14 protein-coding genes and 1 pseudogene are annotated in these 15,564 nt (G+C 33.2%); 11 read left to right on the top strand and 4 right to left on the bottom strand.

Going from position 1 to position 15,564, the window contains the following annotated elements:
* The first annotated feature begins 183 nt into the window (after nucleotides 1-183).
* The 3 genes from MHH45_RS05790 to MHH45_RS05780 are packed head-to-tail and all read left to right on the top strand — an operon-like array spanning nucleotide 184 to nucleotide 5,703.
* Nucleotides 184-2,871, top strand: a complete 2,688-nt coding sequence (locus MHH45_RS05790; RefSeq protein ID WP_088093844.1) for a TnsA endonuclease N-terminal domain-containing protein — start codon at nucleotides 184-186, stop codon at nucleotides 2,869-2,871.
* Nucleotides 2,871-3,998, top strand: a complete 1,128-nt coding sequence (locus MHH45_RS05785) for an ATP-binding protein (RefSeq protein ID WP_088093845.1) — start codon at nucleotides 2,871-2,873, stop codon at nucleotides 3,996-3,998. The genes MHH45_RS05790 and MHH45_RS05785 overlap by 1 nt, the downstream gene beginning before the upstream one ends.
* 4 nt (nucleotides 3,999-4,002) lie before the next feature.
* Nucleotides 4,003-5,703, top strand: a complete 1,701-nt coding sequence (locus MHH45_RS05780; protein ID WP_088093846.1) for a TniQ family protein — start codon at nucleotides 4,003-4,005, stop codon at nucleotides 5,701-5,703.
* Between the two features lie 386 nt (nucleotides 5,704-6,089).
* On the opposite strand, the gene MHH45_RS05775 is transcribed toward MHH45_RS05780, so the two are convergent.
* On the bottom strand, nucleotides 6,090-7,538 hold the full coding sequence (locus MHH45_RS05775) for a serine hydrolase domain-containing protein (RefSeq protein WP_088093847.1): 1,449 nt from the start codon (nucleotides 7,536-7,538) through the stop codon (nucleotides 6,090-6,092).
* A gap of 582 nt (nucleotides 7,539-8,120) precedes the next feature.
* On the opposite strand from MHH45_RS05775, the gene MHH45_RS05770 reads away from it, so the two are divergent.
* Nucleotides 8,121-9,050 (top strand): hypothetical protein, encoded by a 930-nt coding sequence (locus MHH45_RS05770; protein ID WP_088093848.1) that lies wholly within the window; start codon nucleotides 8,121-8,123, stop codon nucleotides 9,048-9,050.
* A gap of 185 nt (nucleotides 9,051-9,235) precedes the next feature.
* Nucleotides 9,236-9,526 (top strand): YolD-like family protein, encoded by a 291-nt coding sequence (locus tag MHH45_RS05765; RefSeq protein WP_249922698.1) that lies wholly within the window; start codon nucleotides 9,236-9,238, stop codon nucleotides 9,524-9,526.
* Between the two features lie 107 nt (nucleotides 9,527-9,633).
* Here MHH45_RS05765 and MHH45_RS05760 read toward each other — a convergent pair.
* Nucleotides 9,634-10,146: pseudogene (locus MHH45_RS05760) on the bottom strand (GNAT family N-acetyltransferase); the annotation flags it as partial.
* 62 nt (nucleotides 10,147-10,208) lie between these two features.
* Nucleotides 10,209-10,331, bottom strand: coding sequence for a hypothetical protein (locus MHH45_RS05755; protein WP_016114638.1), 123 nt, complete (start codon nucleotides 10,329-10,331; stop codon nucleotides 10,209-10,211).
* A 132-nt stretch (nucleotides 10,332-10,463) separates the two neighbouring features.
* On the opposite strand from MHH45_RS05755, the gene ytfJ reads away from it, so the two are divergent.
* The 4 genes from ytfJ to MHH45_RS05735 all read left to right on the top strand — a co-directional run bounded on the left by ytfJ (nucleotide 10,464) and on the right by MHH45_RS05735 (nucleotide 12,480).
* Nucleotides 10,464-10,889, top strand: coding sequence for a GerW family sporulation protein (gene ytfJ, locus MHH45_RS05750; RefSeq protein WP_000349994.1), 426 nt, complete (start codon nucleotides 10,464-10,466; stop codon nucleotides 10,887-10,889).
* Nucleotides 10,890-11,049: 160 nt separating this feature from the next.
* Complete coding sequence (locus MHH45_RS05745) at nucleotides 11,050-11,826, top strand: hypothetical protein (RefSeq protein ID WP_016114639.1); 777 nt, start codon at nucleotides 11,050-11,052, stop codon at nucleotides 11,824-11,826.
* Between the two features lie 51 nt (nucleotides 11,827-11,877).
* Entirely contained in the window at nucleotides 11,878-12,198 is a 321-nt protein-coding gene (locus tag MHH45_RS05740) for a hypothetical protein (RefSeq protein ID WP_016114640.1), read from the top strand.
* A gap of 69 nt (nucleotides 12,199-12,267) precedes the next feature.
* On the top strand, nucleotides 12,268-12,480 hold the full coding sequence (locus MHH45_RS05735) for a hypothetical protein (RefSeq protein WP_016114641.1): 213 nt from the start codon (nucleotides 12,268-12,270) through the stop codon (nucleotides 12,478-12,480).
* Nucleotides 12,481-12,507: 27 nt separating this feature from the next.
* Here the strand turns inward: MHH45_RS05735 and MHH45_RS05730 are convergent, their stop codons facing one another.
* Nucleotides 12,508-12,846 carry a hypothetical protein gene (locus MHH45_RS05730; RefSeq protein WP_016114642.1) on the bottom strand — a complete coding sequence of 113 codons (339 nt, stop codon included), beginning with the start codon at nucleotides 12,844-12,846 and terminating at the stop codon, nucleotides 12,508-12,510.
* A gap of 205 nt (nucleotides 12,847-13,051) precedes the next feature.
* Between MHH45_RS05730 and MHH45_RS05725 the strand changes: the two genes are divergently transcribed.
* Nucleotides 13,052-13,729, top strand: a complete 678-nt coding sequence (locus MHH45_RS05725; RefSeq protein WP_016114643.1) for a class I SAM-dependent methyltransferase — start codon at nucleotides 13,052-13,054, stop codon at nucleotides 13,727-13,729.
* 99 nt (nucleotides 13,730-13,828) lie between these two features.
* On the top strand, nucleotides 13,829-15,517 hold the full coding sequence (locus tag MHH45_RS05720) for a formate--tetrahydrofolate ligase (protein ID WP_033671148.1): 1,689 nt from the start codon (nucleotides 13,829-13,831) through the stop codon (nucleotides 15,515-15,517).
* Nucleotides 15,518-15,564 lie beyond the last annotated feature (47 nt).

The raw sequence follows: 15,564 nt of genomic DNA, 5'->3' as shown, positions 1-15,564 counted from the left end.
TTGAATTCAGCAATAAGGTAATAGATGTTTTGAAATAATTAGAATCATGGAGGAAGGATTCAATCAGTTCTATCAAACTGAAGTGCATTCTAGTCGTAGAAGAAGTTAAACAGCTTAGTTAAGCTAGATCGTCTACATGAAAAATATATGAGGCATAGTTAAAAAAATGAGAGGAGTGTAGTTATGTTAAGTAATTTTGAATTTGAACAGCTATGTTTAAAGTTACGTATACCTAAGAAAACCCAAGAACTCATAAATAATATACGTGTTTCTAACCCTGTACGTCGCGTTGGAGGTGGGCGGCATAATGTTTGTGGAACATATCCTAGCAAAAAAATGGGTTGTACAATTCAATATGAATCTTCTAAGGTTGAGTTGCCGGCTATTTTTATGATGGAAAATAATCCGAATGTAATAGAGTATTATGATCAACCAACTAAAATTAAACTCCAGTATCAAAAGTCAAATGGCAAAAAGGTGGCTCCTATTTATACCCCAGACTTTTTAGTTATTACAAAAGATGCAATATATTTTGAAGAATGGAAAACTGAAAAAGAAATTATAAAATTATTTGAAAGAGAACCAGTTAGATATAAGAGAAATGAAGCGGGTCAATGGTGTTCACCACCGGCTGAAAAGTGGGCAACAGATTGTGGCTTGAATTTTAGAGTTAGATCGGATAGTGAAATTAATTGGGTATTGTCTCGCAACTTTCAGTTTTTAGATGATTATTTGAGAGCTGAGCGACAAAAGGTGTCAAATGATATTAAAAATGTTATTTTCAGTGTAATTAAAACTTCTCCAGGAATATCCCTCCAAAAACTAATCGAGTATTCAGATTCATATTCGGCTGATCATATATACAACTTAATAATATGTAATGAAATTTATGTTGATTTAGATAATTATTTACTTAGTGAACCGGATAGAAATCCTGTGTATATAAGCATTGAACAGTATCGCTCTTTTGTAAATAGTTTTGTTAATGATCGACCAGAGGAAGAGTATAATCCTAAAATTGTTACACCTGATATAGGCACTAATATAATGTGGGATGGTAATCTGTATTTAATTATTAATAATGGTAACGATCAGATAACTTTACTGTCCCCAGAAGAACAAGTTGTTAAAATTCCACAAAATGTGTTTGTAAATTTATTTAAAGAGGGAAGCATTAAGGGAAATAGTAAGGTGAATTGTGAACAGGAAAAAACACAAAATGAAATACTTATACAGGCGCAACAGGCTGATTATGAAATTGCAAATAGAAGATATGAGATAGTAAAGAGAAAACTAAATGGAGAATTAAATGAAAATAACAATGTACCTGCAAGAACGATTAGAGAATGGACTAAAAAATTTAAAGAAGCACAAATTTTATATGGAAATGGTTTTTTGGGTTTAATTCCCAAAAATAGAAAGAAGGGCAATCGAAGAAATAGATTGCCACAGGAATCTATTGACCTTATGAATGAATACATTGAAAGAGATTATGAAACCAACAAACAAAAATCAATGAGAGTTGTTTTTGGATCATTAATAAATGCTTGTGAAGAAAAAGGGATTATTGCTCCAAGCTATAAAACATTTACGAACTATATTAAATTCCGACCACAAGCTATCAAAGTAGAGAAAAGGAAAGGCAATCGAGCGACATACAATCATACTCAATTTTATTGGGAATTGGATATGAAATCGCCTAGACATGGAGAGAGAGCTTTTCATATATGTCATATTGATCATACTGAATTAGATATTGAACTTATTGATTCGAAAACAAAAAAATCGTTAGGAAGACCATGGCTTACTCTTATGACAGATGCTTATTCAAGAAAAGTCTTATCTTTTTTCTTAACGTTTGATCCGCCTAGTTATCGTTCTGTAATGATGGTGATGAGAGAATGTGTTAGAAAACATTCTAGATTACCTCAAACAGTTGTTGTGGATAATGGGAAAGAATTTGGTAGCATATATTTTGAAACTTTATTAGCATATTTTGAAATAACTAAGAAATCTAGACCACCTGCTAAATCTAGATTCGGTTCTGTAATTGAAAGAATGTTTGGGACAACCAATACAATGTTTGTTCATAATTTAAAGGGGAATACGTTAATTATGAAAGAGGTTCGACTTGTTACGAAAAGTGTAAATCCAAAGCAACACGCGATTTGGACAATTAAAGATTTAAATGATGGTTTAAATGATTGGTTTGAAGAGGTATATCATAAACTTCCTCATCCAGCGTTAGGGCAAACTCCTTTAGAGTGTTTCGAACAGAGCCTTATGATTAGTGGACTGAGGAAATCTAAATTAATTCGCTATGATGATGAGTTTAAAATTCTCACACTTCCTTCAACATCCAAGGGAGTGGGAAAGGTACATATAGGTCGTGGTGTAAAGATTGAATATAAATATTACTGGTGTAGTGAATTTAGTAACCCGAAGATTGAAAATACGAATGTGGCTATTAGATATGACCCTTATGATATCGGTATTGCTTATGCATATGTAAATAATAAATGGGTTAGATGTATATCCGAGTATTATTCAATTTTTAGGAATCGTACAGAGAGAGAATTAAAGCATATTACGGCTGAGCTCAAAAAAAAGTTTAGGGATCATAATAAATCATTTAATATTTCTGCAAAAATGATAGCCGATTTTATTGATAAAAACGAAAAAAATGAAAGAGTGTTTGAACAAGCAATTAAAGATCGAGAAATGAAATTAATTGCTAGAGACAAAACTGATAAAAGTTTATTTAGTATGGAGCAACAAGAAAACCAAGAATCGTTTCTTAATCGAGAGAAGATTAATGTATTGAACTTTGAATTTAAACCATTAAAACGCTTTGATGAAGGAGGAAGATAATGTCTTTAGAGATAAATTTTCCAAAAGAGATTTTATTAGAGTCAGTTGAAAAAAGGGCAGCATGGTTTGAACAATATGCAAAAGTGGAACATCCTATTATGGAAAACATAGTGGAAGATTTAGTGGAGCGTATTAAAAATCCAGCAGGAAGTAATTTGATTATGGTAGTTGGTCCAACAGGGGTGGGAAAAACTACAGTACAGGAGCTAGTTGTACGTAAAATTTATCAATGGGCTCTTGAACAAAAAGACATGAATAATAGGATACCTATTACAGGATTGGAGTTGCCATCTCCAGAATTAGGAAGATTTAATTGGAAAGCTTATTATAAAAGGGCATTAGAAGCTTTGAATGAACCCTTAATTGATTTTAAAGTAGATTATGATAGCTTGAAAAAGGATGATAGTAGGACAAGAATCAGCCCTTATGATAAAAGAACATCTCCAGAATTAAGGCGCTCTTTAGAAAAAGCATTTTATTATAGAAGGCCACTAGCTTTTCTAATCGATGAAGCACAACATTTTTCTAATATTGCAAATGGGAAGACATTGCACTTACAGTTAGATGTAATAAAATCTTTAGCGAATATATCAGGTGTATTACACATTCTTGTTGGTCATTATGAGTTAGCAGACTTTATTAATTTAAGTGGACAATTAAGTAGAAGGGTTACGGACATTCACTTTGCAAGATATAATGCTACTAATATTGATGAATTGAAACATTTTGTAAATGTTATAGCAAATTTACAAAAACAACTTCCTTTAGAAAAGGAACCAGATCTAATAAATCATTATGATTTCATATATGAGCGTACACTGGGGTGTGTAGGCATTTTGAAGGATTGGCTCAGTAGGTGCTTAATTAGCACTTTAAATAATGGTGAGGTTACAATCAGCTTACAGTCTTTGAAAAAATGCGCTTTATCTATCAGTAAAATAGAAGTAATGATGGAAGAAATTAAAATAGGTGAAGACAAATTTAATGAAGATAAAGATAAAATCAGTGAATTGCGAGTGAAAATGGGACTAGATAAATTTAAAGTGGACTCAGTAAATAATTCGCGAGGTAAATTAAAGAAAAATGTAGGTGTTAGAAATGCGAAACGTGATGCGATAGGGAAGTGAATTAATGGGGATTCAAGGTATAGTTCAAGAGATGCAAAATGAATACCAAGTAAATATTAGCTCTCTCTATTCAATAGAACCTATAGGTATAGGTACGCCATATGTAGAAAGCTTAATAAGTTACATAGCTAGACTTGCCTACGAACATTCAATATTACCTGGGATGATTATTAAACATATACTTGCCGAAATGTTGCAAAAAGACTATCTGAAAGAAAAATATCAACAAGGTTTTATTTCTTGTCATACAGCGAAGTTTTGTGGGATTAATAGCATAAGCATGGATATTGTACAAGCCTTAGAAAAAATAACGATGAGAAGTGATATGATTTTTTTAACATTAAACCCTTTAAAAAATCTATTTAATGGCCGGAATGTTATTGGAGGGAGGAGGAAATGGTGTCCATGCTGCTTGAATGAGTGGAAAAGTCGAGATGAAATAATCTATGAGCCATTATTATGGAAAATAGACTCTATAACATATTGTCCGTCTCATCAGTGTATATTACAAGATGAATGTTTTAAGTGCAAAAAGAAATTACAGGTTTTTAATAGTAGAATGCAAAATGGTTTTTGTTCACATTGTTGGAGTTGGTTAGGGAATGAAAATAGGGAGATTGTTAGTATTGATGATAGTTCTAGAGTTGTCGTAGATAATTATTTTGAGTTATTAGAAAAGATGCATGAGGATGAAACTATTTTTAATCGAGAAAAGGGAATTTTTATTCTTAATCAGATTAAAGATACATTAAGTTTTAATAATATTGAAATGGCTAAATTGTTTAATGTTAACCCTAAAATTTTGGGGGGCTGGCTTAATGGAAAAGGACATCCTAAGATTGATAAATACCTTGAATTTGCTTGTAAAACAAATTCCTCAATTTACAAAATCTTTATTAAACAAGATTACTCTTCTATATATGATTTTAAGAGTTCATTGGATAAAGTAGACGAAATAAAGAGTACTGAAGAAAAAGTATTTAATATAAGAATTACAGGTTCGAAAAAAGCGGTAAATTTAGAGGTATTAAAGGAAATGCTAGTATATAACCTTAATCAAGAAACTCCTTTGAATTTAATGCAGATACAAAAGAAATATAGAATTAATAGAAAAACAATAAAAAAATATTTTCCTGAAATTTTTCAAGAACATATAAAATTAACTCAATATGTTATAGGTAAAAGAAAAGAAATATATGCGAAACAACTAATGGAGGAAGGAAAAACTTTTTATCAAATCTGTGAGGGAAAGAGTAGTCAATCTAAATATTTACATAATAATTTCCCTGATTTAGTTAAAATGAAAATTCATAGCCGAGAACAAAAAATAGTAAATAGACAAGAGGAAATAAGAACAACGCTGACTAAAATAATAGATGAAAAATTACATGTAGAACTAAGTTTAAAGGAAATAGCAGATAAGTATGGATATACTTATACACGTCTATATAAAAGGTGCTCAGAATTGTGTAAAAAAATAGCTAAGCGTCATACAGAATTTCGAAAGGAACAAAGGAGAAAAAGGGTGCAACAGACTTTTTTAAAAATACAAGAATTAGCTGTTCAATTACATAATGAAAATCAGTATCCATCTACTACTAAAATTGCTAAAGCTATGAACGATGAATACCTTTTTTTAAAGGAGGGGCCAAAGTTATTTCATAAAAAGATTTTAAAAGAACTAGGATATATACGACCTAAATAAAATTTGGTAATCTTGGTTAATTAGATGAAAAAATCAAATTCTTTATCAGAATTTGATTTTTTTGTTTTAAAGATTTGTTGGAGTACTAATATATTTGTACTTCAGATAAACTTATGTTTTCTATTTAAAAAATACTTTTACAAAACGACTTTATTATTACTCATGTACAGAGATAATAAAGTTGTTTAATTTACAATAAAGTCATTTAAAAAATAATATAGTTGTTTAAAAATCCTTTTTCTACTAACGAGGCAGGTTAGTGGAAGAAATAGCAAGTGGGTTTAACTAGGAGAAGTGTCGATGACATTAAAGAAGACACCGAGGTGTCTTCTGTTTTTTAAATTAAGGATATCGATAAATTAAGATTTATTTACTTAACATTATACTTATTTTCGGACCGAGGCATCTAATCGGTGAGTATATACAAACCAAGTAATGCTTGCTGTTAATAATGTTGACGAAATTAAAGCTGTAAGAACACTATATGTTTGCCAAATAAGTATCGTTGACCAATCGAAGGCAAAAAACATTATACACTGGGCAATCGTAGCGATTAGGAAAATAATTGTTACGATTGTTCTCTTTTTTGTCATTGGCTGCTGCTCATTCGTTTTCCTTTTTCTTAACCCTAAGAAAAATAACAGAACGGCTAATAGGCAAAGAATAATTGTGGTAGACGACAAAATGATATCCAAAAGCTGTGTGCCGCTTATCTCATATGACTGAGTTAGATTGCCGTTTAATATATTTTTAACTTTTAGTACCAGGTTTATATTGGTATTTGCGCCGTTGCTCAGTAAGCAGATGGCTGTTCTTTCATTTGGCAGTATGGCTACTTCGGTACTAAAATTTGGATTACCCCCAGTGTGTTCTATAAACGTTTGTTCGGCGTTTACCGACCAACCTGCCGCATAATACATATCATTGACAGCCGAAACAGACATATCACCCCTATGTGATTTTTCGATGGCCCTGTGAAATATTTCGGGTATGTCCTGCACGATACCCATCTGTATGCCCATCCAACGCGCCATATCTTTTGTATTAGAAATGATATAGCCGGCAGGTTTATTCCCAGCATAATCCGGAGCGTTAAATGGAGTTGTTATAAAAAAGGAAGAACGGTAACCCTGTGCTAACTGTCCAGTGGCTTGAGCATCTTCTTTATAAACATACGTCTGGTGAAGACCTAAGGGTAGAAATACCTGTTCCTTCATAAAGTCTTCATAGCTTTGTCGTGATACAATCTCAATAACCAAACCCAATACGTCATAATTAACGGTTCCATAGTTATATTGTTCACCAGGAGAGAACGCCAATTCTGCATCTACCAGCGTTTCCACAGTCTTTTGCAACATATCAGGCGTATTACCTTGTGGAATATTTTGAATATGTCTAATATTTGTTAGGCCGCTGGTATGGTGAAGAAAGTTATTTAGTGTAAGGTTTTGCATATCAACAGGTTTACCTTGATACTTTAACGTAAACCAAGGTAAATATTTTTGGATAGGGTCAGTCATTGATAGCAGCCCTTGCTCTTCCAATAGCAAAATCCCCATACCAGTAAAAGCTTTACTCACCGAGGCCAACTCATAGAGTGTATTTTCACTTGCAGACTGGCCCTTTTCAAGATCTGCATACCCAGAAGAAAAGTAGAACACTTCACCATCAGCAAGTATTGAGATTGACATTCCAGGCACACCTGACGTACGACAGGCATCATCTAGCAATGCTTGTATTGCCACAGATTTCGAATCTGACAACGCATAACCTTGTGTTGCGAATCCTGAGAATAATATAAATATCGTTAATACAAAAACAATAGTTTTTTTCATATACTCTCCTTTTTGAAGAATTATAAGGGGGGGAATAACTTATTTTTATAACTATAAACTAAATTCTAATTTATCTTTCTATTTACCTATATAATATCAAATGATTGTGAAGAGTTACACTTAAACTAACGGGGGCGTTAGTTCAATAAGAAGTAAACGACTTTATTATTCATTTTTTAAGCATTACATAAGCAGATGGATATAATTTGAAACAACTTTAAAGAGCCTTGCTGCATATAGAATGTAGTAAGGCTCTTATCTTTTTTAATCAAAATTCAATAACTTTATTATCACTATACAACTCAATGTATAGAGATATTAATTGAAAAAATGTAATTTGTTGTATATATTAATTTAGAATAAAGTCACAATATTTGTAAGAGAATTCTCATATTTATCCTCTTTTAAATAAAGAATTTTAAGTGAGTTGCAATCAAACTTAATTTCGAACTAAAGCTAAATCTATTGTGTTGTACTAATATGGACGATTAATAACTTGATAAATAAGGGGAAAGAGATTAAATAACAAAAATAAATTTATCTATAATTATATATCGTAATAATAATGAAAAAGGTGATTTAATGTCGTTAACAAGCATTCTTAAAAGTTCTAAAGAACGTGATAAAGAATTTCAATCTATATTGAGAGAAATAATTCCTAAGAAGAACGAGTTTTACACGTTGTCTGGTAAATCTGCTTTTACTAAAGAATATGAGATGGTAGTTCCATATAATTTGACCAATCCATATCAAGCTTCATTGGTAGGAACTGCATTTGATTACTTAGCTAGAGCAATGATTGCCCAAATAGTTATTAGTAATTCAGAAGATTTCTTTAAAAAAATAAATGCAGAAAATGGTTTAAACATAATGAAAGGTTTCTTTAAAAAGTCTGTTTATAACTCATTTAGGTTGAATTATAAATATAAGAAATCCATTAAGCAATTTAAATCATTTGTTAAAGGAAAGAACGAGATTGGCTCATTAGTTACTGCAGCATGCTATTTAGCTAAATTGGAACAAATTTTTCGGAGTGGATTGCCACCAATGGATGCTAAAAAAAGTCTCTTTTATGATCCAGCAGAAGAAATAAAAAAAGAATTAGAATATATGTGCAGAGTGTTCCAAGAAAAGTTTCTTATTACTAAAATTATCTCGCAAAAAAGCAATGTAATATATAACCCAACCTTCGGTATTGCTTCTTTAATGGTGGGGGGAGCAGATGGCGATATAATTATTGATGGAGTTTTGTATGACTTCAAAAGCGGAAAAGCATTAGGATACTCTTGGAAAGAAGTAGCACAATTGATTGGGTATTATTTTTTAAATGAAATTTCAGTAACTTTAAATAGTAGTGATTGGCCAGATACTTATAAAGGTTTGGAGATAAAAAAAGTAGCATTTTATAAAGCTCGATATGGTGAAATAGAATATTTTGATTTAGCACACTATGATAAGCAAATGATAAATGAAATAACAAATAGAATGATTCTCTGTCTAAGAAAAAGATAAAAAACTTTCAATTGTATAAGGTATTTCCAATGAAAAAATATTCGATTTTAAATGTTGGAGATGGACTACTACTATTTTTTGAGGCAAGTTTATGAGTTAAAAAAAGATTTATGGCAATGTTATGCTTCAAAAATTACAAGAATGTTCTCTAAAAATAATGCTTTCTGGCAATATTATGATTCAAATTGTGGCGGACTTATGATTCAAATCACAGTATACGAAAGATTATTGAAGAAAAAACGAAAGTACCACGACCAATACTGACTCAAGATGCGAAAGAAATGAACGAGAATAAGTTATTATTCTCGTTGTTATCCGAAGAGGAAATATTAATTACATATTATGAAGATGGTTATGTCCTTACTAGTTATATGACGGTTATTGATATCGATCCTAAAAGAAAGAATGTAATATGTACGGATGCATTTTATCACAAGAGCACTTTTAATTTTATCGATATAATTGCTGTTGAATAGAATGGAATAACAGGATAAATTTCATTATGTAGTCCAATTGGTGAGAGCTAATAATCAGTGGGGGATCCCACTGATTAAAGTTTCACTTTATTAATAAATATCCAAATTTACCGATACATCGTCCACATTCCAATATCCTTAAAACCTAACCGCTTATAAATCCATCCAGCAGCTGGGTTGTTATAAAATAAGCAAAGAGTTCTTCCTTCTTTAATAAAATCCTGAATCATTTTTTGTAATATGAGTGAAGCATATCCCTTGACACGATAATTTGAATGAGTACATACTCCAACGACCATTGCAGATAAGGAATTTTCAGCTGATGTGGAAGCGGAAGAGATGATTTCTCCTTTCTTTTCAATGTAGTAAGTGCGTCCTGTATTTGCTTCGAGTGATTGCCGCAAAATCTTTTCTGATTGTCCTGTTTGAGGGAATTCTTCAATGTTGCTTCGGAGCTTCATAATTTGCTCAACATCATCTATGGTTGCTAGTGTGATTGCAGTATGAAGCATTGTTTTAGGTAGTGCAGTATCATCTTTACATTCACAAAAGTACATTTTATTTTTTGTGCCAAGTTGTATGTCTTGTATGTCTTCAAATTTTTCTACAATATAAGACTGATTATATCAGAGCGAAAATAAAAATAATAGCAAGTACTTTTTGGCTAACGCCAAACCGAAAGTCATCTCCCACCTACCGTTGAGCTATCGCCCTGCACACGCTTGAGGAAGGAGAATTCTTTCGGATAAAGCGTTAAAAAGGCCAGTACTTGTTCATGATCACTCTTTGTTAGCTTCCGTATCATTATAATCCCCTCTTTAGTTTGTTTTTTCTAAATATTATTACTTATCATTTTTGAAATCAATATAAAATTTTATGTTTAGTTCACAAGGTTTCGGAAAAACTAGGAAAGATATGACAAAGGAGGTTATGAACGGTGGATCATCCAATTCAAGGATTAATGAAAGCAGCAATGGAAAATTTAAAGGAAATGGTCGATGTTAATACGATTGTTGGAGAGCCTGTTCAGACGGCTGACGGCGGTGTAGTGTTAACTGTTTCCAAAGTAGCGTTTGGATTTGGAGCAGGTGGATCGGATTTTCAAACAAATGATGGTCAAAGAGCACAAGGTAATCCGGCATTTGGCGGAGGGAGCGCAGGTGGTGTTTCCATTACTCCAGTAGCCTTTCTTGTAGTGAATAAAGATGGAGTAAATATTCTTCACTTACAAAATGCCACACACCTAGCTGAAAAAATGATTGAGTTAGCGCCACAAACAATTGATAAGATTCAATCCATTTTTCAAAAAAACGAAAAGCATACTGAAAATCATCATCCGCAAAATCCAGACGAAATCGCGTAAAAAAGCCTGTTTTTCAACAGGCTTTTTTTCTTGTAATCAGTATGTAATAAAACTCATGAAATTGTAAATAGTTTTTGAAGTTTTTTCTATGTTTCTAAAATTTTTCATGTTAAAATATGCTATAGAATTGAAACATATAAAACGAAGGTGGCTAGGTGCTTTGTCTGGAGGATCTGACCAAGTAAAAAATATGATATATATTAATGGTAATCGTCGGGGTCATTGTTTTATTACATCTGGAATTACATTTGAAGAGTTTGCAAGTAATATCCCATCACCGCTTCATCAAGTGTTGCTTTTGAAACATAATTTTGAGTGGACTGATTTTCACTATCATACTTTATTTGAATATGTCGAAGAAGAAAACATACATAAATTAATTAAAGCAGAGATTGATGAATTTGATGAGTTTTGTTGGGTGGATTTTGATGACGCAAGCGATTTAGATGAATTGGAGCCAAAGGAAATTGCAGAATTGTTATATTTGGCTCACAAAAAAGAACCACTTGGGAGAGCGTTTTTCCCACTTTTGAAAAATAGATTTGTCTATTTTTCACATGATGACGGTTGGTACAACAAAGTGTATTACCGTAGAATCGCTGATTTTGTAGGAATGCTTAGCAAAGTAATTCCGTACAAACTAGGTTCATTTGGAAAAAAACGATTTTCTTTCTTTCAAAAATCGAAAATATTCCCAGCAATTTCAAAAGAAGTTATTCTTGGGCTTGTTCCATTAATGGAAGACGGGCTGTATATTGATTTAGCGGGGAAAATTGAGTCAAGAAGAGGTTTAGAGATTCCTGTATATGTAGTTGGTTCGTATGAAAGTACGGATGAAGTACTAGATAACATAGAGGAATTAAAAGAAGGTGCAACCGAAACTGGCTGGCTTATTTTTGATAAGAAAGAACAAGAGTGGCAATGGGTTGTGGACTAAGAGAACTTGACGATTTAGGTCAAGTTTTCTTGTTTTTTGAAAGGAGAAAAAATGAAGAAATATTATATAGCGGTAGGTATTGTCAGCATTATCCTTGTTGCAGTACTACTTTTAACTTGTCCGAAAGAATCTGATTTCAGGTCTTACTTAGAGGATAAGTATGCATTGATTTGTAATCAAGATAGCTTTGAATGTACACAAAATGTAGATGAGAAAGAACAAAAGATGAAGTTTGTAAGTACGAATACACGAAACGGTGTATTTTTTATAACAGTGAAACAAACTTTTGAAATGGAAAATGGTAAACAGAAAGAGTATAGCGGAATAGGCATATTTGGTACATTTCTTTTTGTTACGGAAAAGACTTTCTAATTATAGAAGGTCTTTTTTTTATGCATATGTTCATATAGATGAAGTAAGACAAGCATAGGAGGGATGAGAATGAAAAAAATATGTGTAGTTTGTGGTGGAGAAGAATTTTTTTCATCTACATTATATGCACGTACGAAACAAGACTGGGCATATGCACCTAACATGTATCGTTTTGAAAAGGTATTTATTGAACATCGGAATGAAGAGAATTATCCAGTGTTTCAAGAAATTACAGCAAAACATTGCTGCGGATGTGGACATATTATGTTGTATCATGAGTGAACACACCAAGTAATACTTGGTGTGTTTTTATAATGCTGATAAAGCAAGTGGATACAATAATGTAAATAAAACAGAAAAACTACCAAACCCAATGGCTGTATATCCGAGTGTTTTTGCTCCAAAATTAACAGCCAATAAGCCAATTAAAATGGAAAGGGAACCAAGGGTAACTGGATAAAAGGCAATCGAGAATAAAGAAAGAAACAGTGCTACATAACCGATAAGTGTACCAGTGTTTGTACCTTCTATTTCATGTGCAATTTCTTTCCGTCTATGTCTAATTGGAAGACGCCCTGGCGAGATTTCAGCTGCATATTCTTCGTTTTTTTCACCACTCTTAAAATGATGTGTTCGCTTTTTAGGCATGTACATCCCTCTCTTTCAATTGGGTGTATCTTTATTATTTTTCATAAAGAAGAGAATATGAGTATGAGTTATATCCAAGTTAAGCAAAATTTGGAGAATGCATGAGTCTGTTGCTATCTTATCCATCTCTCCATGAGAATAAACAGGAATATAGGAAAATGATGTAGAATGAAATGAATGAAAACAAGTGAAAGTAGGGGGAAACATGACAAAGTTTAATTGGCATAAATCAGCAGAAAAAAAGTGGGACAACAATGCGGAATCTTGGAATCAAAATAGTCAAGAAATGTGGGATCATGGGAGTCGGAGTACAATCATCCCGTTTTTTGAAAAGTATGTAGAAAATGGTGTGGCAGTTTTAGATGTCGGATGTGGTGATGGATATGGTACATATAAATTAAGTCTCGCAGGATATAAGGCGTGTGGTATAGATTTATCCGAACAAATGATTCAAAAGGGAAAGGAACGCGGAGAAGGGCCTAATTTGTCATTTGTAAAGGGAGATCTTTCTTCATTGCCCTTTGAAAATGAGCAATTTCCAGCCATATTAGCAGTGAACTCGTTAGAATGGACAGAACAGCCACTACAGGCGTTAAACGAGATAAAGCGTGTTTTGAAACCAGATGGATATGCGTGTATTGCTATTTTAGGACCGACAGCAAAACCGCGTGAAAATAGCTATCCTCGTTTATATGGAAAAGATGTCGTTTGTAATACGATGATGCCTTGGGAATTTGAAAAGCTTGCAGAGGAGCAAGGGTTCCAAGTAGTGAATGGTATAGGCGTATATAAACGAGGAGTAAATGAAAAGATGCTTGGACAATTATCGGTAGAACTGCAGCAAGCACTAACATTTTTATGGGTATTTATGTTGAAAAAATAAAGTACAACGAAATGCGCAAATTTAGGAGGTAAATAAGTGCAGAAAATACAAAAAACTGATACAATATGGGCAGAACCAATTAAAGGGGGACTAGGGTATATGACAACTACTACAACAGTTAAATCCGATATTGAAATTGCACAAGAAGCAAGTATGAAGAAAATTCAAGAGATTGCAGCGGAGTTAAACATTTTAGAAGAAGAACTAGAGCCTTATGGTCATTATAAAGGAAAATTATCTCTTGATATTTTTAAGCGCTTACAAACTGAGAAAGACGGAAAAGTTGTTTTAGTAACAGCGATTAACCCGACTCCAGCAGGAGAAGGTAAATCAACAGTAACAGTTGGTCTAGGTCAAGCTTTTAATAAAATTGGTAAAAAAGCAGTAATTGCACTTCGTGAACCATCACTTGGACCAACAATGGGACTAAAGGGTGGTGCAGCAGGTGGAGGTTATTCACAAGTTGTACCAATGGAAGATATCAATCTTCACTTTACTGGTGATATTCATGCCATTACAACTGCAAATAACGCATTAGCAGCGTTTATCGATAACCATATTCAACAAGGAAATACACTTAAGATTGATACGCGAAAAATCGTATGGAAGCGTTGTGTCGATTTAAATGACCGTGCACTGCGTAATGTAGTAATTGGTCTTGGTGGGCCGGTTCAAGGTGTACCGCGTGAAGACGGTTTTGATATTACAGTAGCATCTGAAATTATGGCTGTATTCTGCCTTGCGACAGATATTCAAGATTTAAAAGCACGTTTATCTCGCATTGTCGTTGCTTATAATATGGACAACGAGCCTGTAACAGTTAAAGATTTAGGCGTAGAAGGAGCGTTAACACTTCTATTAAAAGATGCGTTAAAACCAAACTTAGTACAAACATTAGAAAATACACCAGCAATCATTCATGGCGGACCATTCGCTAATATCGCTCACGGTTGTAACAGTGTTATCGCTACAACAATGGCAGCAAAATTAGGCGATTATGTAATCACGGAAGCTGGTTTCGGTGCGGACTTAGGTGCTGAAAAATTCTTAGATATTAAAGCGCGTGCAGCTGGTATTAAACCAGAAGCAGTCGTTATCGTTGCGACAATTCGTGCGCTTAAAATGCACGGCGGTGTGGCGAGAGATCAGCTGAAAGAAGAAAATATAGATGCGCTAGCAAAAGGAATGGAAAACTTACAAAAACATGTTGAAACAATTCAAGCGTTCGGTGTTCCATTCGTAATCGCAATTAATAAATTCATTACAGATACAGATGCGGAAGTTGCATACTTACAAGAATGGTGCAATGAGCGTGGCTACGAAGTATCCTTAACAGAAGTTTGGGAAAAAGGCGGCCAAGGTGGTGTAGACCTTGCTGAGAAAGTATTAAAAGTAATTGAAAAAGGTGACAACAAATACGCACCACTTTACGAATTAGAATTGCCATTAGAAGAAAAAATCCGTACAATTGCTCAAAAAGTATACGGTGCAAAAGATATCGAATTTGCTCCAAAAGCTCGTAAGCAATTGGCTCAATTTGCAGGAGAAGGTTGGAGCAACCTGCCAGTATGTATGGCGAAAACACAATATTCTCTTTCTGATGATGCAACAAAATTAGGTCGACCATCTGACTTTATTGTTACAATTCGTGAATTGAAACCATCGATTGGTGCAGGGTTTATTGTAGCGTTAACAGGAACAATGTTAACAATGCCAGGTCTTCCAAAACAGCCTGCGGCACTTCAAATGGACGTAAATGCAGATGGAAAAGCAGTAGGTTTATTCTAAAAGGTTGTAATTCATCACGTTTATCTGTAAACTATATATACATCAAG

The organism is Bacillus sp. FSL K6-0042, assembly GCF_038006685.1.
GTDB lineage: Bacteria > Bacillota > Bacilli > Bacillales > Bacillaceae_G > Bacillus_A > Bacillus_A pseudomycoides.
This window is presented reverse-complemented; position numbering and strand designations above follow the sequence as displayed.